20 protein-coding genes and 1 pseudogene are annotated in these 20,511 nt (G+C 29.3%); 4 read left to right on the forward strand and 17 right to left on the reverse strand.

All coding sequences use genetic code 11. The features are described from left to right. Positions 1–61: 61 nt before the first annotated feature. The 6 genes and pseudogenes from ccoS to AVBRAN12640_RS07730 all read right to left on the reverse strand — a co-directional run. Positions 62–169, reverse strand: a pseudogene (gene ccoS, locus AVBRAN12640_RS10055) (cbb3-type cytochrome oxidase assembly protein CcoS); the annotation flags it as partial. Positions 170–304: 135 nt separating this feature from the next. After that, positions 305–691, reverse strand: coding sequence for a transcription antitermination factor NusB (nusB, locus tag AVBRAN12640_RS07710; RefSeq protein ID WP_214120575.1), 387 nt, complete (start codon positions 689–691; stop codon positions 305–307). Next, positions 681–1,151 (reverse strand): 6,7-dimethyl-8-ribityllumazine synthase, encoded by a 471-nt coding sequence (ribH, locus tag AVBRAN12640_RS07715; protein ID WP_214118534.1) that lies wholly within the window; start codon positions 1,149–1,151, stop codon positions 681–683. The genes nusB and ribH overlap by 11 nt, the downstream gene beginning before the upstream one ends. A 2-nt stretch (positions 1,152–1,153) precedes the next feature. Then, positions 1,154–2,038: a 3-deoxy-8-phosphooctulonate synthase gene (gene kdsA / locus AVBRAN12640_RS07720; RefSeq protein WP_336608870.1), complete on the reverse strand. Its 885-nt coding sequence runs from the start codon at positions 2,036–2,038 to the stop codon at positions 1,154–1,156. Beyond that, a complete protein-coding gene (locus tag AVBRAN12640_RS07725; RefSeq protein WP_250325870.1) occupies positions 2,035–2,976 on the reverse strand; it encodes a DMT family transporter in 942 nt (313 codons plus the stop codon). Before AVBRAN12640_RS07725 ends, kdsA begins: the two co-directional genes overlap by 4 nt. Positions 2,977–2,978: 2 nt before the next feature. After that, a complete protein-coding gene (locus AVBRAN12640_RS07730) occupies positions 2,979–4,643 on the reverse strand; it encodes a lactate permease LctP family transporter (RefSeq protein WP_336608871.1) in 1,665 nt (554 codons plus the stop codon). Positions 4,644–4,824: 181 nt separating this feature from the next. Between AVBRAN12640_RS07730 and AVBRAN12640_RS07735 the strand changes: the two genes are divergently transcribed. Then, positions 4,825–5,754, forward strand: a complete 930-nt coding sequence (locus AVBRAN12640_RS07735; RefSeq protein ID WP_214118527.1) for a ribose-phosphate pyrophosphokinase — start codon at positions 4,825–4,827, stop codon at positions 5,752–5,754. A 31-nt stretch (positions 5,755–5,785) separates the two neighbouring features. On the opposite strand, the gene AVBRAN12640_RS07740 is transcribed toward AVBRAN12640_RS07735, so the two are convergent. Together AVBRAN12640_RS07740 and AVBRAN12640_RS07745 are read right to left on the reverse strand one after the other, a co-directional pair. Then, positions 5,786–6,643 (reverse strand): hypothetical protein, encoded by an 858-nt coding sequence (locus tag AVBRAN12640_RS07740; RefSeq protein ID WP_336608872.1) that lies wholly within the window; start codon positions 6,641–6,643, stop codon positions 5,786–5,788. 105 nt (positions 6,644–6,748) lie between these two features. Next, positions 6,749–7,240, reverse strand: coding sequence for a flavodoxin domain-containing protein (locus AVBRAN12640_RS07745; protein WP_214118522.1), 492 nt, complete (start codon positions 7,238–7,240; stop codon positions 6,749–6,751). Between the two features lie 143 nt (positions 7,241–7,383). Between AVBRAN12640_RS07745 and AVBRAN12640_RS07750 the strand changes: the two genes are divergently transcribed. Beyond that, complete coding sequence (locus AVBRAN12640_RS07750; RefSeq protein ID WP_239803667.1) at positions 7,384–7,734, forward strand: hypothetical protein; 351 nt, start codon at positions 7,384–7,386, stop codon at positions 7,732–7,734. Positions 7,735–7,743: 9 nt separating this feature from the next. Further along, a complete protein-coding gene (locus AVBRAN12640_RS07755) occupies positions 7,744–8,058 on the forward strand; it encodes a hypothetical protein (protein WP_336608873.1) in 315 nt (104 codons plus the stop codon). 52 nt (positions 8,059–8,110) lie between these two features. On the opposite strand, the gene AVBRAN12640_RS07760 is transcribed toward AVBRAN12640_RS07755, so the two are convergent. From AVBRAN12640_RS07760 to mltG, 9 genes are all read right to left on the reverse strand, one after another. Next, positions 8,111–9,694 (reverse strand): DASS family sodium-coupled anion symporter, encoded by a 1,584-nt coding sequence (locus AVBRAN12640_RS07760; protein ID WP_214118516.1) that lies wholly within the window; start codon positions 9,692–9,694, stop codon positions 8,111–8,113. 140 nt (positions 9,695–9,834) lie between these two features. Then, positions 9,835–10,407 carry a 2-oxoacid:acceptor oxidoreductase family protein gene (locus AVBRAN12640_RS07765; protein WP_336607530.1) on the reverse strand — a complete coding sequence of 191 codons (573 nt, stop codon included), beginning with the start codon at positions 10,405–10,407 and terminating at the stop codon, positions 9,835–9,837. Next, complete coding sequence (locus AVBRAN12640_RS07770; RefSeq protein ID WP_214118511.1) at positions 10,404–11,258, reverse strand: 2-oxoglutarate ferredoxin oxidoreductase subunit beta; 855 nt, start codon at positions 11,256–11,258, stop codon at positions 10,404–10,406. Before AVBRAN12640_RS07770 ends, AVBRAN12640_RS07765 begins: the two co-directional genes overlap by 4 nt. Beyond that, complete coding sequence (locus AVBRAN12640_RS07775; RefSeq protein ID WP_336608874.1) at positions 11,258–12,382, reverse strand: 2-oxoglutarate synthase subunit alpha; 1,125 nt, start codon at positions 12,380–12,382, stop codon at positions 11,258–11,260. Before AVBRAN12640_RS07775 ends, AVBRAN12640_RS07770 begins: the two co-directional genes overlap by 1 nt. A 2-nt stretch (positions 12,383–12,384) precedes the next feature. Continuing rightward, on the reverse strand, positions 12,385–12,693 hold the full coding sequence (locus AVBRAN12640_RS07780; protein ID WP_214118508.1) for a 4Fe-4S binding protein: 309 nt from the start codon (positions 12,691–12,693) through the stop codon (positions 12,385–12,387). Positions 12,694–12,730: 37 nt separating this feature from the next. Further along, positions 12,731–13,600 carry a succinate--CoA ligase subunit alpha gene (gene sucD, locus AVBRAN12640_RS07785; protein ID WP_214118506.1) on the reverse strand — a complete coding sequence of 290 codons (870 nt, stop codon included), beginning with the start codon at positions 13,598–13,600 and terminating at the stop codon, positions 12,731–12,733. 9 nt (positions 13,601–13,609) lie between these two features. After that, a complete protein-coding gene (gene sucC, locus AVBRAN12640_RS07790) occupies positions 13,610–14,773 on the reverse strand; it encodes an ADP-forming succinate--CoA ligase subunit beta (RefSeq protein WP_214118504.1) in 1,164 nt (387 codons plus the stop codon). A 9-nt stretch (positions 14,774–14,782) separates the two neighbouring features. Beyond that, a complete protein-coding gene (locus AVBRAN12640_RS07795) occupies positions 14,783–16,957 on the reverse strand; it encodes an NADP-dependent isocitrate dehydrogenase (RefSeq protein WP_336608875.1) in 2,175 nt (724 codons plus the stop codon). A gap of 81 nt (positions 16,958–17,038) precedes the next feature. Then, the gene (mltG, locus tag AVBRAN12640_RS07800; protein WP_442862236.1) at positions 17,039–18,037 is read right to left on the reverse strand and encodes an endolytic transglycosylase MltG; all 999 of its coding nucleotides are present in this window, start codon (positions 18,035–18,037) and stop codon (positions 17,039–17,041) included. Between mltG and AVBRAN12640_RS07805 the strand changes: the two genes are divergently transcribed. Further along, on the forward strand, positions 17,934–20,453 hold the full coding sequence (locus AVBRAN12640_RS07805; RefSeq protein WP_336608876.1) for a YhdP family protein: 2,520 nt from the start codon (positions 17,934–17,936) through the stop codon (positions 20,451–20,453). The two genes, mltG and AVBRAN12640_RS07805, sit on opposite strands and share 104 nt — an antisense overlap. Positions 20,454–20,511: the final 58 nt, after the last annotated feature.

A 20,511-nucleotide genomic window follows, 5' to 3' on the forward strand; every position in this document is an offset into this window, starting at 1 on the left:
TTTGTTCTAAAATAATTGCATCATTTAATGCTTCTTCACTATCATTTAATTCTAAAAAGCCATTATTTTCGGTAAATTGTTTATTTTTAAAACCCCAAATAAAAGCAATGATTACTATAAAAGCTAATAATATTGATACCCCTATCATTAGCATTAAAACATTTTCCATATTTATCCTTTTTGATTATTTTAATAAATATCATAAAACTATTAGGAATTTAATTTGGAAAATAAAATATAAAAATATCTATTAAAATATTCAACGAGTAATTAGCTAATATAAAAAATATTAGCTAATTTAAAATTAATTTCTAACCTTATCTAATACACCATTAATAAGCTTAGGTGCATTATCACTTGCATATTCTTTAGCTAGTTCAATAGCTTCATTTATAACAACAGCTTTATCTGTTTTTGTAAAAAGCAATTCATAAACACCAAGTCTTAAAATAGCTTTTTCCATACCACCTAAATTACTAACTTCATTGCTTTCTAAAATACCTTTTAAACACTCATCTATTTTTAATAGATTTGCTTGAACGCCGTTAAATAATTCTAAAGCCCATTCACGAATAGCATTTCTTATTTTATGCTCTTCTAAATAATCATTTACATGCTCACTATTTTGAACATAATCAAATGAATACAATAAACTTACAACCGTTTTTCTAGCTTGATGTCTAGTTGCCATTTTGAACTCTTTGTAAATTTAGCATTTCAATAGTAGTTACCATAGCTTCATAACCTTTATTACCACTTTTAATTCCTGCTCTATCCATAGCTTGCTCTGTAGTGTTTGTTGTAAGAACACCAAAACTAATTGGAGTATCATTTGCTAAAGTTATAGCTGCAACACCTTTAGTGCATTCTGCTGATACATAATCAAAATGTGGGGTATCTCCACGAATAACAGCACCTAAAACCACTATTCCATCATAATTTTTCTTCACTGCTTGTTTTAAAGCATAAGGTAATTCAAAAGCACCAGGAACTAAAATTAAATCTAAATTCTTTTCATTTCCACCAAAACGAACAAAAGCATCTTTAGCACCTTCAACTAATTTATCAGTTATAAAACTATTAAATCTAGCGTTTATTATGGCAAATTTCTCATTACCATTTAATTTTAATTGTCCTTCAATAATATTCATATTTATTCCTTATTTAATATTTTCAATAATAAATTAATTTTCTCTTCTAATTTGCTAGTAGCTACCATATTAGGTCCATCGCATAAAGCTTCACACGGATTAAAATGTGTTTCAAAGAAAAATCCATCAACGCCAACTCCAGCAGCAGCTCTTGCTAAAGGCAATACAAAAGAGCTATCTCCACCACTCTTACCACCTGCTGCTCCAGGCATTTGAACGCTATGTGTAGCATCAAATATAACAGGTGCGAAATTTCTCATAATTTTAAGAGATCTCATATCAACAACTAAATTCCCATATCCAAGACTAGTTCCACGCTCAACCGCTAAAACACCAGCTTCTCTTGCTATTTGATGAGCTTTTGAAAAATCTTCATCTTTTAAATCTTTAAATGATAATTCTCCAATATCAGAGCAAGCAAAAAAACTTTCATCATTAGTTTTATAATCATACCCTCTAGTCTGTGCTACTTTTGCTACACTATATTTCATATCAGTTGGATTTAAAAATTGACCTTTTTTAATATTTATAATAGCTTTAGTTTTAGCAGCTGCAACTAATAAATCAGTTTGTCTGCATAAAAAAGCTGGAATTTGAAGAGTATCAACAACCTCGGCTGCAATACTAGCTTGATAACTCTCGTGAATATCTGTAATTATTTTATATCCAAATTTAGATTTTATATCAGCTAAAATCTGCAAACCTTTTTCAAGTCCAGGTCCTCTAAAACTATCTAAACTTGTGCGATTTGCTTTATCAAAACTTGATTTAAAATAAAAATCAATTTGTGGATGTTTTGCAATTTTTTCTAATCTTTTTGCAACTTCTGTAACAATTTCAGGACTTTCTATAACGCAAGGTCCTGCAAATAATATTATTTTTCTCATTTTTTATTATCCTTACTTAAACTTATTCCTATACCACCTATTAAAACGCAGATTATACCTGTTAAAACTACAAAACTTGGTAAATCATCTCCTAAAAGTATTCCTAAAAATAAAGTAAATACAACATCAATATATCCAACTCCAGCTACAACCCCAGCCTTTTTAGCTGCTTTATAGGCTTTTGTTACATATATTTGGTATAGAATCGATAAAGAGCCCATTAAAATAATTAAAGTCCATATTTTATATCCAACAGGCATTACAAATGTAGCAAAAGCAAAATCAAAATGCCTAATAATACTCTCATTTAAATACTCTCCGCCTAGCATAGATAATATAGGTAAAATTGTTCCTAGTATAAAAAAACTTGATGCTATAACTTCAGTATTGTAAAACTTTCCTAATTCCCTAGCACTTGTTAAAGCAAGCGCTGCTGTTAAACCACTTAAAACACCTAAAATTGAGTTTTTAATATCAAAACCACTATGTAAATGTTCAGGTGCAAATGGTTGAATTATTAACATTACACCACCAAAAGCTAATAATAAATATAAAATACTTTTAAATCCTAACTGCTCTTTAAAAAACAAAAATGCAATTAATGCTACAAAAAGTGGATTTGTTTTTTGAAAAGCAAAAGCACCGCCTAAAGAAATATTAGCGACATTATAAAAGAAAAAATATAAAGAAATAGTTCCTATTAAACCACGAAAAAACAATAAAGAGAACTTACCACCTGATTTTTTATGTGGAATTTTATAAATCAAATAAGCTATAAAAATAACTCCAATAACATTTCTAAAAAACATTATTTCTACACTAGGCATAGTATTTGCAAGTAGTTTTGCACAGCACCCCATGAGTGCAAATGCAAAACTAGCAATAACCATAAAATATATTCCTAGATTTTTTTTAATTAACCTTTTTAAACTAAGCATAATTATTTAGCTAAAGGAATACTAGGTGGTATAATTCCAGGCATAAAATATGCAATTAAGCTTACCCAAATTCCTATAATTATTATCATAGCTATTGAGTATTTAACTGTGTATTTAAACAACTCACTCTCGCGTCCTACAAGGCCAACAGCAGCACAAGCAACTGCAATACTTTGTGGAGATATCATTTTACCAACAACACCACCTGCACTATTTGCTGCTAAGAATAATGTGTCAGAAAAGCCTAATTGATGAGCTGTAACTTGTTGTAAAGAACCAAATAAAAGGTTTGCACTTGTATCAGAACCTGTTAAGAATACTCCAATCCAACCAATTACAGGAGAGAAGAATGTAAATGCTCCACCAGTTTGTGATAATGCAATTCCTAATGTTCCACTAGCTCCACTATAATCAGTAATTTTTGCAAAACCAACAACTAAACCAATAGTTAAAATAGGAAACGCCATTTCTCTTAAAGTATCATTAAAACATACTTTAGCATCACTAGCTTTTACTTTTAAAATATATATACTTGCAATTGCAGCAAATAAAATAGCTGTTCCTGGAGTGTTGATTAATGGAATTCCTAGTCCTAAAGGTTGAGTTCCTGCTTTTCCACCTTCTACAAGTGATGGTTTAATAACTGCTAAATCACCTAAACTAGCAAATGATAATTTAAGATTTGTAAATGCTAAAGCTGCATCAGTTCCAAATAATGATTTAAACCAACCTTGAGTCCATATAACAACAAATACAATTAATAATAAGAAAGGTGACCAAGCATAAACAATTTCTTTGATGCTTAAAATTTTTACATCGCTAAAATCTTTTTTATCATCAAATCTTACAATATTTTTAAGTTTAAATGTTTTTGCAGCAACAGCAGTAGCTACTAAAGAAACAATAGCTGAAATAATATCAGGTAATTCAGCACCTAAGAAGTTTGCTGATAAAAATTGTGCTATAGCAAAAGAAATAGCTGCAACAAATACAATAGGGAAAGTTTCTTTAATACCTTTCATACCATCCATTAAAAATACTATAAAAAATGGAATACAAAAACTAAACGGAGGTAAAATTCTACCAACCATAGCAGCAACTTCATATTGTTGTATTCCAACAGCTTGAGCCATTGCAATAATTGGAATACCAATAGCACCAAATGCAACAGGAGCTGTGTTTGCTATCATACAATATCCAGCTGCTTGTAATGGTCTAAGACCTAAACCAACAAGTAAAGCAGCAGTAATTGCAACAGGGCCACCAAATCCAATAGCACCTTCTAAGAATGCTCCAAAACAAAATCCAATGATGATTACTTGAATACGATGATCAGGCGTAATTGTCATAATACTTTGTTTAATTACTTCAAATTGACCTGATTTAATTGAAAGCTTATAAAGAAAAATAGCTGCTATTATAATCCAAGCAATAGGCCAAATACCAGTAGTAAAACCTACTATAATACTAGCAAATGCAGCATTTAACGGCATTTTATAAGCAAAAACTGCAACAAGAATGGCTGTAACAACAGTTAAAAAACCTGCCACATAACCTTTTGTCTTAAAAACCACTAGGCAAAGAAAAAAGCAAAGTATAGGTAAAAACGCTACAAATGCACTTAACCAAATGTTGCCAAGTGGGTTAAAATTAGGTGTAAATTCCATAATTTTCCTTTCGTGATAAGATTTTAATATTTTAATTTTAAATGCTGAATTTAGCATATAATAACAACAAGATTAAGAATAATCGTAATATTTTTAACAATATGTTACTTTTTGTAACAAATTTACAAATAAGTTTTTTAAGATATAATAGCTCATTTTATTAATTTAGAAAGGTTATTTTATGAGAGGTTATACCATTTTTTCGGGTTCTGCAAATATTCAATTTGCCAATAAAGTCGCTCAAAGATTAGATTGTAAATTAAGCGATGCTGGAGTTAAGCGTTTTAGTGATGGAGAAATTAGCGTTCAAATTGGAGAAAGTGTGCGTGGTAAAGATGTATTTATTATCCAAAGCACTTGCGCACCAGCGAATGATAATTTAATGGAATTATTAATATTAACTGACGCATTAAAAAGAAGTTCAGCTAATTCAATCACTGCTGTAATTCCTTATTTTGGATATGCTAGACAAGATAGAAAAGCAGCTCCTAGAGTTCCAATTAGTGCAAAATTAGTAGCTGATTTAATGCAAACTGCAGGAATTAGCCGTGTAGCTACTATTGATTTACATGCAGGTCAAATTCAAGGATTTTTTAATATCCCTGTTGATAATTTATACGGAAGTATTATTTTTAACGAACATTTAAAACAAAGAGATTTAAGTAAAGCAGTAGTTGCAAGTCCTGATACAGGCGGAATTGTTCGTGCAAGAGCTGTTGCAAAAGCACTAGATTTAGAACTTGTTATTGTTGATAAACGCCGTGAAAAAGCTAATGAAAGCGAAGTTATGAATGTAATTGGCGATGTAAATGGTAAAGATGTAATTATAGTTGATGATATGATTGATACTGCAGGAACTATTGTTAAAGCTGCTGAAGTGTTTAAAAAATTAGGAGCTAAAAGTGTAATTGCTTGCTGTACTCATCCTGTTTTAAGTGGAGCTGCTTATGATAGAATAGAAAATGGTGCTTTAGATGAGTTAATAGTAACTGATACTATACCACTAGCAAAAGAATGTAAAAAAATAACAGTTTTAAGTGTTGCACCTTTATTTGGGGAAGTTATTCGCCGTGTTTATCATAATGAAAGTGTTAATGGTTTATTTTCATAATTAAATTTTTCATAATTCCTAATTTAATTAATTAGGAATTATTTTTTAAACTTATAGCTAAATAATCCAAATCATCTTCGCTCAATTTATTTGTATTAATAATAAAATTAATATATTTAGTTTGAATATAAATTCCTTGATAATCTATATATTTTATTTTCTTATACTTGACTTTAAATAAGAAAAATCCATATTCAAATTCTAAAAAATCATCATAAAAATTAATTTTGATTAAATTAAATTTTAGCTCAAAAACTAGCGTAATTATAGGATTTAAAATAATTAAAAAATACATTATAATAATTTCATCACTATATTTAAACGCTGCAATTATAAAAATAAACCAAATTAATAAAATCAAAAAATATTTATTAAAAGTCTTCAGCCTTATACTATGTTTAAGTAATGGTAATTCATAATCATCAGGGTATTTGCCTTTAATATTTAGCATATAAAATATACTCGCAAAAAACATAAAAAATGGGAAAATATACTTTAAATCTTCATAATTATCTCTTACTTTGTATCGCTCATAAATAAAGCCATTTGATTCTAATTGTCTTATTTCTGGATAAAATACGCTAGGAACATAGTAAATAGCTACTTTTTGCCCTATGAGATTTTTTGCATAACTTTTATCTTCTCTTGCTATGAAAGTTTTGTGATTTTTATTATTATCAATCATTTTATAATGCCATATTATGTAATCAGTTCTACTCCTAAATATTTTCTTATAAACTATCTTTTCTATATCGTACAATACACCTTCAGCCTTTTTAAGTTCATCAAGATTTTTTGTATGATCGCTTATGTATTCTAAGCTATATAAAACTATCACAATAAAAGTTAGAAAAACAAAAAACGCTGAAACTAATTGAAATAAAAACAATAAAAAATTACCTTTTTTATCATAACAAAGTCTAAAAATAAATATCAAATATAAGTGTTTAAAAAATGCTAACATTACCAAAAAGGAAGCTTGGCTTCCTAAAAATCATAAATATTTTTTAATATTTTCAACCCAAGCATTAATTCTTGCTTCGTTTTTATCCCCATCAGCTTTATCAAGGCAAAGCCCTCTTAAAGCTTTTCCAAATTGTAATCTTGAGAATGTGTAGTTATAATCACTTGAGCAAACTTCGCCTATAAATCTTGCTCCACTAAAAGCTAATTTATCATAAAAATCAGCTACACCAGAGCAAAAACTATCAGGATGTCTTTCTTGTCCGCCAACACCTACGATAGCTACATTTTTATCGCTAAAATCAATAGTATTTAATAATTTTACTTTACTTCCCCAATCATCAGCCAAAGCACCAAAAAAATAGCTTGAACTCATTAAGATTAAAGTTTTATATTCTGATAATGCGTTTATTTCAACATCTTTAATATTTACAACATCAGCACCAATTTTTGCTGCGATTTGCTCTGCAAAAGCTTTAGTAGTACCACCTTTTGTAGCATAAAAAATACCAACTTTTTTCATAACTTCTCCTTAAAATTAAAATGTAGTTTCATTGTAGCCTAAATAAGATAATTTTTGTTTTAAATATTTTAAAATTATTTTAAGCTACTTTTAAGATTGGGGGGGGGTATTATATGGATTTAATTTTTTCTTAAGGAGTGTAAATGGATACGAATAGTATTTTAATGAGTATTCAAGACAAGTTGCCAAAAGACGGAATGGCTGTAATTAATTTAAGAGAAAAGTTAGAGAGAATGAACGATGCTGAAAGAAAAAACTTTTCAGACAAACTACTTGCTGCAAAGCTTAAAAATCCTACTACTGGAATTATATGTGCTATGTTTTATGTAGATAGATTTTATCTTGGCTCTATTGGTTTAGGCATACTTATTTTTATACTCAAATTCATTACTTGTATGTTTGCAATAGGAATTATATGGTGGATTATTGATATTATAAATATTGGCAAAAAAGTTAGACAATACAATTATCAACAAATTTTACAAATTATATAAGGATATATCGTGAAAAAAATATATTTTTCTTTAATTGTAGTTAGTGCATTTTGTATAGGTTGTGGTTCTATACCTAGTTGTGATGATAAAGAAGTAACTGATGTTGTTACTCAAATTGTTAAAAAACAAGTTCCTAATATTTCTTCATTAGATATTTCGTATTCTGGATTTATGACTGAAAAAATAGATAAAGAAAAAAAACTAATTAGATGTAAAGGTGAAATGAAAATGACAAATAAAGACACAAAACAAAGTGCTGAAAATTGGTTTGATTATAGTGCAAGATATACTGATGATGGTATGGTATATGTGGAAGTTTATTGATAATTTTGTGTTTAGAATTTGAAATAGGAAATTCCTATTTCAAATTCTTAAATCAATAAAAGCCTAATATCTTCCACCATACTAAGCCAACACAAATCATAACTGCTATATCAATAACACTTACAATAAAACCTATTATCCACCATTTATTAAGACTAACATAACCACTACCAAATACAACAGGAGCAGTCCCTGTAGCATAATGCGTAAGTGCCATCATAATATTTCCTGCAGCTGCTAACATAAAAGCATATAGCATAGGTGGTGCTCCTAAATCAAGCCCTGTTTTATAAAATACTAAAAACATTGCTGAAATATGAGCCGTTGTGCTTGCGAAAAAATAGTGCGAATACAAAAACGCTAAAGTAAAAAATATCATTACAAAAGTTACACTAAGCCCTAAAGATGAAGCTGCCATTTTTAACTCTTGTCCTAAAAATGCAGCTAAACCTAATTTATCAAGCATAGTAGCAAGCATAATTAAAGCAGCAAACCATACTAATGTATCCCAAGCTGTCTTTTCTGCTAATAATTCATCGTATTTTAAAACACCAGTTAAAAGCGCAATTGCAAGTCCTAAAGCCGCCACACTAGCAGGATCAAATGTTAAAGCCTTTGCATATTCACTAAAGCCAAACCAATTAGCAAAATTACTCGGCATTCCAGCCCATAAGAATAAGCATAATCCAAAAATACTAAGCATAATTTTTTCATCTAAGCTAAATTTACCCATAGCAGCTAATTCTTTTTTAGCTAATTCTCTTGCATCAGGTGTTTCTTTAAGTTCAGGTGGGCTTAAAAAATAAATCACTAATGGCATAAGCAATATCGCACACATTCCAGGAACAAACATTCCTAAAGCCCATTGCCCCCAAGTAATACTAATATTTGCATTAGTTGCATCTGAAATTAGTTTTACTACCAATGGATTTGGTGCAGTTGCGGTAATAAACATAGCAGATGTAATTGGATTTGATTGATAATTTACAAGGCTAAGATATGTTCCTGCTTTATTTGCACTGCCATTATTTGGCTCTGAACCTAGAGCTTTAGCAATTGATTGAACTATTGGATTAATTATACCACCGCCCCTTGCAGTATTTGATGGAGTAATTGGAGCTAAAAACACTTCGCTTAAAGCAATTGAATATCCTATACCTAAAGTTTTTTTACCAAATATGCTTAAAAAATAAAATGCTAATCTTCTTCCAAGACCAGTTTTGATAATACCACGAGCAAGCATAATAGATATTACAATAAGCCATATTAAGCTATTAGAAAATGCACTTAAAGCATCTTTAATAGCAGCCTTACTTCTAGCAGCTCCACTAATATCAGCACTAACACTAATTGTAGAAATTGCTATAAAAGCAATAGATATTAAGCTAACTGCACCAAGTGGCATTACTTTTAAAATAATACATAAAACAGTAGCTATAAAACAACCTAAATATATCCAAGAAAGTCTTGCATCAAATAAGCTTAATTCTAATAATTTTTGTTCTGAAAAATCAGAATGAGCCTTTAATAAAGCAGCTTGTTTAATAGAAATTAGACTTTCAGGAACCGGAATAAATACAAATGAAATAGCTATTAATATACATAAAATAGCTAAAGGAATTTTATCCTTAGTCATAACATCTCCTTTTAAAAAAGTAAGTAATTATAATAAGAATTTATTAAAAAGAAAAATAAAGTATATTTTTTAATAATTTAAAGATTAATATTAAATTTTTATTAAATAATTAATATTTAAGCCCTATAAAGGGCTTAAAATTATTCTCCTAAAGCTTTTTTAGCGTATTTTATACCTAAATCATAAGCCTTAGCATTTGCATCACGAGTTTTTGGTGGCACATGACTTAACATAACTTCTTTTACATCATCAGTATCCATACATTTGCTCATATATACCGCAATTGCAAGCGCAACAACTGATTGAGTAGCCACATTGCCAACTTCATCTTTAGCTATTGTAATGATTGGAATTTCAAATATTTTAAATTTCTTTCTATCTTCTTCACTTGGTTTTACTAGATTTGGCTCAACTACTATTATTCCACCTTCACAAACACCATCTTTAAAACCAGAATAGCCTTTTTGAGCAGTTGAAAGCATAAAAGTAATTTCGCCTTCAACTGCATAAGGAAATAATATTTCTTCATCATCTAAAATAATATCAACCTTAGTTGGACCACCACGAACTTGAGAAGTATATGTACTAGCTTTTATAGCATAAGCACCTTTTTTACTACTTCCACCCTTTTCCATCCAAGCAGCTGCTAAAATCTCACCAGCGGTAATTACACCTTGACCGCCTTCTCCACCAAATCTTAATTGAAATTTCATTTAGCACCCCCTAAAGCATTTAAATTAACCATTCTACCTTCTTTAGCAGCACGGCGAACTTCTTCATAAGCTTTGCAATATTCAGGTTTAGTTTTATTTTCATATAAAATTCCAACTGGGAATTTATCAACTTTTTCTTCATCGCTTAATTTGTCAAATTTAGATTTTTCAACAGAACGATTACTTATCCAATCAAGCATTTGAACAGCTTCGCCCATTTTATTTTTACGACCTAAATTAATATGGCAGTTACTAAAGCAATCAATAAAACTATATCCTTCATGAGCCATTGCTTTATAAATCATATTTTCAAGTTTAGCAGCATCAATTACATTACCACGAGCTATAAAACTAGCTCCAGCAGCTTTTACTAATTCGCAAGCATCAAATGTAGGGTCAATATTACCAAATTGAGCTGTAACCGTGTAAAATCCTTGTGGGGTCATTGGGCTTGTTTGAGAATTTGTAAGTCCATAAATAAAGTTGTTAATCATAATATGAGTTAAATCAATATTTCTTCTTGCAGCATGGATTAAATGATTACCACCAATTGCAGTTGTATCGCCATCACCTGTTACAACTATTACATGTTTAGTTGGATTAGCTAATTTAATACCAGTTGCATAAGCTAATGCACGACCATGAGTTGTATGAACGGTATTGCAATTTACATATGAGCTCATACGACCACTACAGCCAATACCACTAACTACGCAAACATCATCCATATTCCAACCCATTTTTGCAATTGCTTTAATAATACATTTTAAAACAACACCATCACCACATCCCCAGCACCACTGAGTAGGCATTTTATCTACTCTTAAATAATCATCATAATTAAAAGCCATTAGAAACTCTCCTTTACTTTTGCTTCAATTTCACTTGGAGTTATTGGACGACCATTAGCTCTATGTAAGCTAGCAAAATCATCTCTCTTACTTGCTCTTTGAATTTCTTCTAAATATTGTCCCATATTTAATTCTGTTACTAAAATTTTCTTAAATCTTGAGCAAACTTGCGCTATTTTTTTCTCATGAACTGGATATAAAGTAATTGGTCTAAATAAACCTACTTTCAATCCTTGTGCTCTAAGTCTTGCAATTGCTTCTTTTGCAGCACGAGCAACGCTTCCGTAAGCAATAATGCAAATATCAGCATCATCTAACATATATTCTTCATAAAGTGCTAATTCATCTACTTTATTTTTAATCTTACCAACTAATCTTCTCATATTATAATCAACTATTTTGCCATCTTCAGTTGGAAAACCTATATCTCCGTGATGAAGACCAGCTATATGATAACGATAGCCTTTAAAGAATGGATTTAATGTAGCAGGTTCGTCCATATCAGCCTTATAAGGTTTATAATCTTTTGGGTCTCCTGTAAATTCACGGCGTGGTTCTATTATTAAATCTTTTACATCAGGTAAAATTGCTTTACCATTCATATGTCCAACCGTTTCGTCCATTAATAAAAATACTGGAGTTGAATATTTATTAGCATAATTAAATGCTGTTATTGTTAGATTATAGCTTTCTTCAAGACTAGCAGGTGCAATAGCAATACTTGCTATATCTCCATGACTTGGAGCTTTTGCTTGAAATAAATCGCCTTGAGCAACACGAGTTGGAAGACCAGTTGATGGACCACCACGCATAACATTTACTATTACGATTGGAATTTCAGCTATGTATGCAAGCCCTATTTGTTCTGCTTTTAAGCTAATTCCAGGACCACTACTTGCAGTCATTGCTTTTGCACCACTCATAGCCGCACCTAGTGCAACGCTAATTCCACTTATTTCATCTTCCATTTGAATAAATGTTCCACCAGCTTTTGGTAGCATATGGCTTAATTCATGAGCTATCTCACTACTAGGAGTTATTGGATAACCACCAAAAAAAGAACAACCACAATCAATTGCAGCTTGAGCTATTAAATTATTTCCTGTTGATATTACTTCTCTCATCTTTACGCCTTTAACTTTTTAAAATTGTTAGCTTTAATTGCAGCCGCTCTATCTTTACCTTCTTGAGTAGGTTTTGCAAATTTAAAACCTTTAGCATCTGCAACATTAATCGCAAAATCAGGACAATGAGTTTCACAATCTCTACAACCTATGCATGATTCTGGATTAACTACTTCAATCATTTGACCTAAAACAGCACTTGGTTCATCTCTCATAGCAATAACGCCCATAGGACAATAGCTTACGCATATATTACAGGCTTTACATCTTTTTTCATCCACCCATACAGGTGCATTATTATTATTTTCCATTTTTAACCTTTCTAAGCCTAGATTATCTAGGCTTTAATTATTTTAAAATTTCTTTGATTTTTTTACCGATATCTGCAGGAGAATCAACTACATGAACACCATAGCTTTTTAAAGCTTCTTTTTTAGCAGCAGCACTTTCATCAGCACTTCCTACAATAGCACCTGCGTGACCCATTCTTTTACCTTTTGGAGCAGTTGCACCTGCTATAAATGCTACAACAGGTTTTGTGATATTTTCTTTTATAAATTTAGCAGCTTCAACTTCTAAGCTTCCACCAATTTCACCTATCATAACTATAGCTTTAGTTTCGCTATCTTTTTCAAATTCAGCTAATAATTCTTTATAAGCAAGACCTATGATTGGGTCTCCTCCAATTCCAACTGCAGTTGTAATTCCATAACCGCCTAAAACAACTTGATTTGCTGCTTCATAAGTTAAAGTTCCACTTTTAGAAATTACACCGATATTTCCTTTTTTAAATATAAAGCCTGGCATAATTCCTAATTTACATTCATCTGCAGTGATAATTCCTGGGCAGTTTGGTCCAATGATTTTCATACCTTTTTTATTTGCATAAGCTTTTGCGAACATCATATCTTTTACAGGAGTATGTTCTGTGATTACTACTGCAAGTTTAATTCCTGCATCAGCAGCTTCAATGATACTATCTCCAACAGCAAAAGGAGGAACGAAAATTAAACTTGTATCAGCACCAGTTTTACTAACTGCTTCTTTAACTGTATCAAATACAGGCTTTCCTAAATGAGTTTCTCCACCTTTAAATGGAGTTACACCACCAACTATATTTGTACCATAAGCAATACATTGTTCTGCGTGAAATGTAGCTTCTTTACCTGTAAAGCCTTGAACTATTACTTTTGTATTTTTATTTACTAATATACTCATTTTTTCTCCTTACTTTACTAAGCTTTTTACAATTTCAGCACCATTTGCAAAATCTGTTGCTGCGTGAATATTTTTAAGACCTGAATTATCTAGAATTTCTTTTGCTTCTTTAGCGTTTGTTCCATCTAAGCGAACTACTACAGGAATATCAATTTTAGTTGTTTTTGTAGCTTCTAAAACACCATTTGCAATTCTATCACATCTTACGATACCACCAAAAATATTAATGAAAATTACTTTTACATTCTTATCTCTCATAATAATCTCAAATGCTTTTGCAACGGTTTCAGCACTTGCTCCACCACCAACATCTAAGAAGTTTGCTGGTTTGCAGCCACTATAATTAATAATATCCATTGTAGCCATAGCAAGACCTGCACCATTTACCATACAAGCCACATCGCCATCAAGTTTTACATAACTTAAACCATATTTACTAGCTTCTAGCTCTGCTGGGTTTTCTTCTGTTTCATCTTTTAATTCTGCAATATCTGGATTTCTATAAAGACCACTATCATCAAAACTCATCTTAGCATCAAGTGCGAAAAACTCGCCTTCTGCAGTTTTGATTAATGGGTTAATTTCTACTAAATTTGCATCTTTTGCTAAATATAATTTATATAATTTATCTATAAATGTTATTAATTTTTTACCTTCATCTTTATTTAGACCTAAAACTTTTACTACTTCAAGTCCGTGAAACATTTTAAAGCCAATTGCAGGGTCAATTGTAACTTTTGCTATTTTTTCAGGTTGCTCTGCTGCAACTTTTTCTATATCCATACCACCTTCACTTGAAGCAATGATTGTGATTTTTTCTTCCATTCTATTAAATAATAGTGCTAAATAATATTCTTTAGCAATATTTGCACCACTTTCAATATAAAGTTTTCTAACAAGTTTTCCTTCTGGTCCTGTTTGATGAGTTACAAGGTTCATACCTAATATTTTTTCAGCATACATTTTAACTTCATCTAAATTCTTAGCGATTTTTACACCGCCACCTAAACCACGACCACCAGCGTGGATTTGAGCTTTTACAGCCCAAACACTTCCACCTAATTCTTTTGCGTTTGCAACAGCTTCTTCAACACTAAATGCAACCTTACCTTTTAAAGTAGGCACACCAAATTTAGCAAAAATTTCTTTTGCTTGATATTCGTGTATATTCATATTTTCTCCTTAAATTGATTTTAAAATTTCATTAAATGTAACACTTGGTCTCATTATCTTTTCAGCTACTTCGCCTAAAACATAATATCCACCTAATTCAACTGCTTTACCTTCTTCATTCATATATTCTTCAATGATTATAGAAGAATTTGAATTAAGTTTATCAGCAATAACTTTAAAAAACTTATTCATACTTTCATCATTATTTTGCTTAGCAAGTGCATTCGCTAAATATATTGCAAAATACACATGACTTGTTCTATTATCGTTTTCTTTCGCATTTCTACTTGGAGCTTTATTTTCATTTAAATAATGAGATATTGCTTCATCAAAAGCTTCTGCCATAACTTTTGCTTTTGCATTGCCTTTGTTTCCTTCAAATTCAAGTGAGCTTTGAAGAGCTAAAAACTCGCCTAAACTATCCCATCTTAAGTGATTTTCTAATACAACTTGCTCAACTTGTTTTGGAGCAGAACCACCCGCACCTGTTTCAAACATAGCTCCGCCATTTAGCATTGGAACTATTGAAAGCATTTTCGCACTTGTTCCTAATTCAAGTATTGGGAAAAGGTCTGTTAAATAATCTCTTAAAACATTACCTGTAATTGATATACAATTTTTACCACTTCTAATAATTTCTAAACTTTTTTTGCAAGCTTCATAAGGGCTTAAGATTAAGAAAGTTTCTCCTAATTCTTTTTTAACTAAATCAATGATTATTCTATCACTTGCTCTTTTGCTATCAAGCCAGAAAATTCCTTGCTCGCCACTTAATTCACATCTTTGTTTTGCAAGTTTTATCCAGTTTGCTATTGCATCAGGTTTTGCTAAATTAATTCTATAAATATCACCCTTTTTAACATCGTGTGATAATAAAACTTCGCCATTTAACTCTATTTGATAAGTAGCGTCGCAATCAGCTATGAAAGTTTTATCATGTGAGCCATATTCTTGAGCTTTTTTAGCCATTAAACCAACATTACTAACCGAACCAACCACACTTGGATTAATACTTCCATTAGCTCTCATATCATCTAAAACTGCTTGATAAATTGTTGCATATGTTTGATCAGGAATAACAGCATTTGTATCCATTTCTGCACCATTTTTATCCCACAATTTAGCACCATTTTTAAGCATTGCAGGCATTGAAGCATCTACAATTACATCACTTGGAACATGAAGATTAGTAATACCTTTATCAGAATTAACCATTGAAATTGGTGCTCTTGTATTTAATATTTCTTTGTATCTTTTTAGGATTAAATCTTTTTTGCTTGAGTTTTCAACCTTACTTAAAAGCTCACTTAAACCATTGTTTGGATTAATGCCTAGATTTGCAAACTCATCGCCAAATTCAGCAAATAAATCTTTAAAATAAACTTTTAAAGCGTGAGCAAATAATACAGGGTCACTTACTTTCATCATAGTTGCTTTTAAATGAAGTGAGAATAAAATATTTTCTTGTTTGCAGTGATTGATTTGTTTTTCATAAAACTCATCTAGTTTTGCAACATTCATAAAAGTCGCATCCATTACTTCATCTTTTACAACTTCAAAAGATTTTAGCTCAGTTTTAGCCCCATTTACAACTTTATATAATTTAGCAGTGCCGTTTTCTTTGATTAAAGTTGCCTTTTCATTAGAGAAAAAGTCATCACTACTCATACAAGTTACACAACTTTTACTATCTTTACTAAAGGTTTTTGTTTTATATGGATTTGCTTTTGCGTATTCTTTTACAGCTTTTGTGCTTCTTCTATCTGAGTTTCCTTGTCTTAAAACAGGATTTACAGCAGAACCTAAAACTTTTGCATATTTTTCTTTGATTGCTTTTTCGCTATCATTTTGTGGTTCATCTGGATAATTTGGAACATTATATCCTTTTGATTGTAATTCTTTTATGCAAGCTTTAAGTTGCGGAATAGAAGCAGAAATATTTGGAGTTTTAATTACATTTGCTCCATCAAGTTTTACTAATTCACCAAGTTTTGCAAGTGCATCTTCACACTTTTGCTCATCTTTTAAACACTCTGGAAAACTAGAAACTATTCTTGCTGCCAATGAAATATCAGCTGTAGTAATTTCAATATTTGCATGCTTTAAAAAAGCCTTTGCAATTGGTAAAAAACTTAAAGTTGCCAGCGCTGGCGATTCATCTGTGAAAGTATATACAATACTCATCGTAACTCCTTTAATTAAATTTTAGATGAATGTATAACTGCTAAGTTAAAAAAGAGTAAATCAAAAAAAATTAAATTACTCTTATCTTTGCCTTTCTATTTCTTTTTCGTGAGCCGCTAAAGTTGTATTAAACCTATGTGTACCAGTCCTTTTATCTCTCATAAAATATAAATAATTTGTCTTAGCTGGAGAAATTGCTGCCAAAATTGCTTGTGTAGAAACGTTACAAATTGAAACACTTGGTAAACCAGAATTTTTATAAGAATTAAATTCTGAATTATCTTCTCTAATCATTTGTGGAGTTACTTTTATGTGAGAATTCATACCATAATTTAGCATTCCATCCATTTGTAGTTTCATACCTTTATTTAATCTATTATAAATAACACTCGCTACAATAGGCATTTCGCTTTCATTAGCAGCTTCTTTTTGAATAATACTAGCTACTATAATAAATCTATAAAATTTATATTCAGTATAATCTCCAAACACTTTTTTACTAATTGTTTCATTTCTTTTTTTTGTAAATTCTAATAAATATTTTATAAACAATCTTTCACTAATTCCTAATGGAATTGAATAAGTATCAGGAGTTAGCATACCTTCTTTTCTATTTGATTGAGAATATAATTCATCTAATAATTTATCAGGATTTAAATTAAGTTTTTTTGCTGCAATTTCTCTTAAAAAATATTCACTTGTTTCACCTGGAATTAAAGTAAGATTAACTAACGCTGCTTTATTTGTAGTTAGCTCTTTTAAAAATTCATATCTTGTTAAAATAGGTTTAGATACTGCTATCCAACCACTTTGCGGGTGTCCAAAAAATAATAACAAATATTGGTCTATTTTGCTAAATTGCAATTTAGTGTTATTTAAACTTGTTATAATTTTAGCATTAGAGCCTTGTGGTATAAATACAACAGAATTTGACTTAACAGGCTGCAATAAGTAAAACAAAATCGCTAGGACAAAAATGCTTAAAACATCAAAACACATAAATAAAATAATTAAAATTCTTTTTATATTCATATTCTTAATAATCGCCTTTGTATTTGTATTAGCCAATGGAATTTCAATTAAGGATTTTAAATTAATTAATATTGAAATCTCTGAGCTTTATTTGAAACTTGATAAAAAACTAATCTTAAATATAAATAAAGTTTATATAAAAAAAGCAAATAGCAACGAAGCACTAGATATAAATCAAATTAGAAAAAAAATATTAAGTCTTAAAGAATACAAACAAGTATTTTTATTTTTTCAAAGTATTAATATAAAAAATATTCAAATAAATGATGCTTTAGTAAAAATATATTATGATGAAAACCAATTGAATATCCAATCAGATGATATTGAAGCAAATATAAAAATAAATTTATACTCAAATGAGCTTTTAGCAAACATAACAAATCTAAAATATAAAAACTTATATTTTTATGGAGATATAAAAATAGCTAAAGATGTTGAAATTAAAGGATATTTACACTCTATAAACAATGATTTAAACGCAAAAATAAATATAATAAATACAAAAAATGATTTTTTATTAGGCGTTGATAATTTAGAGATTAAAAATCAGCAAGAAGCATTTAAACATATTGAAAATTATTTAAAACCAATACTAAAAGAATGGCTAATAACTAGAGTAAAATTTGATAATTTTAAAGGTAGCTTTATTGTAAAAATAAAAAATAATCAACTAGAAAATACCTTAGGAGAAGGTGTTTTTACAAATGTAATTGCAAATTATAATGATAAAGCACCAAATGCTTATGCAAAAGAAGTTAAATTAAGCTTAAAAGATTATAGTTTAAAGCTATTAGCAAATAATTTAAATTCTCAAGACAATATCACGACTATTGATGAATTTAATTTAACAATAGATAATTTATTAAAGCCAAATATTGATATAAATATCATCTCAAATAATACGCTTTACAATAGTGAAATAGAAAAAATACTAAATGCTTATAATGTTGTTTTAGGGTTAAAGCAAAATAGTGGTAAAACAAGCACCTTAGTTAATATAAAACTAAACAACGACCATACTCACAATGTAAAAGTAGATGTTAAAACCAATGGAAATTATTCTTTTAGTAATTTTAACTTTAACGCTAATTTAAATATAAGTGTAAATGATAATTTAGTAGCAATTCAAGGTAATGCAGATACAAAAGAATTAAAAATAAGCAATGCGGATATAAATTTAGATACCAAAACCAAATTAGCAAGTGTAAATATAAAGACTTTAGGAATTGATTATAAAGATTATTTTTATTATAGCGATAAAGCAAAAATGAATTTAAATCTAAATAATAAAACTTTAGATTTTCCGGCATTAAATACCACAATATATTTTGATAAAAATTTACTTATAAAAAGCGATATTTCAAGTATTGTTAGTTATTCAAAGCAACTTAAAAAATTAAATTTTAATGATGGAGATATTGAATTAAGTAGTAAAGATGGGGCATTTTTTGTAAATATATTTAATGCTAAATTTGATTTTAATTTATATAAAAATAATCCAAATAATTTAGATAATAATTATAAATATACTCAAGATGACTTTTATATAAGTATTCAAAACAACATAACCACAATAAATACCAAAAGCAATCTTATTAATTTAAATTCTCAAAACAATAAAACAACTATTAATCTAAATAATCTAATAATAGACGCAAATAAATTAAATAATGATGAAAATAATGATAGCAATAACAATATAGCTCTTAATTTATTAAATTCTAAGATTATTTATAAAGATTTTTTATTTAATTTCAAGAATTTAAAACTGAATAAAAATCCTTATGAAACTTCAATCAGTGCAAGTTTTATTAAAGGTGGAGATTTGATAGCCCAAATAGGAAAAAACAATTTTAAAGCCTACCTAAGAGAACTAAGCCATCAAGCACTAAATGAAATCGTAAATAAAGAAGTTTTTATAAGTGGAGAAATTGATTTAGATGCAAAAGGCAATACTTTAAGTGATTATGAAGGCTTAATTAATATAAGAAATGCCTATTTATCAAATACTAAAAACTACATAAATCTAATCGCATTTATAGAAAGCATACCGGCTTTAGTAACTTTTAATAAACCGGGTTTTACAAAAAAAGGTTTAGGGATAAAATTTGGCTCAATTGAATTTAGAAATAAAAATGACATTATAAATATTGATAAGGTTAATATTTTAGGTTACAACATAGATTGTAGCGGTCAAGGCATTATTAATACAAAATCAAAAACAGCAGATATTACTCTTAATATTTTTACTCTAAAAAATACAAATAAAATCATAAGCAATATTCCTATCGTAAAAGAAATATTTATAGGCGGTAAGGATAATAAAATAGCTACTCAATTAAAAATTAGCGGTAGTTTAGACAATCTTGAATATAAAACTAGCCTAGCTAAAGATATATTAACAAGTCCTTTTATACTTATGAAAAATATCATCACTCTACCTAAAAATATAATAGATAGATAAAAATTAGAACTATTCAAGTTCTAATTAACCAAAACAATATCAAACAAAAGATAAAAAT

This window comes from Campylobacter sp. RM12640 (assembly GCF_020137595.1).
Taxonomy (GTDB): Bacteria; Campylobacterota; Campylobacteria; order Campylobacterales; family Campylobacteraceae; genus Campylobacter_E.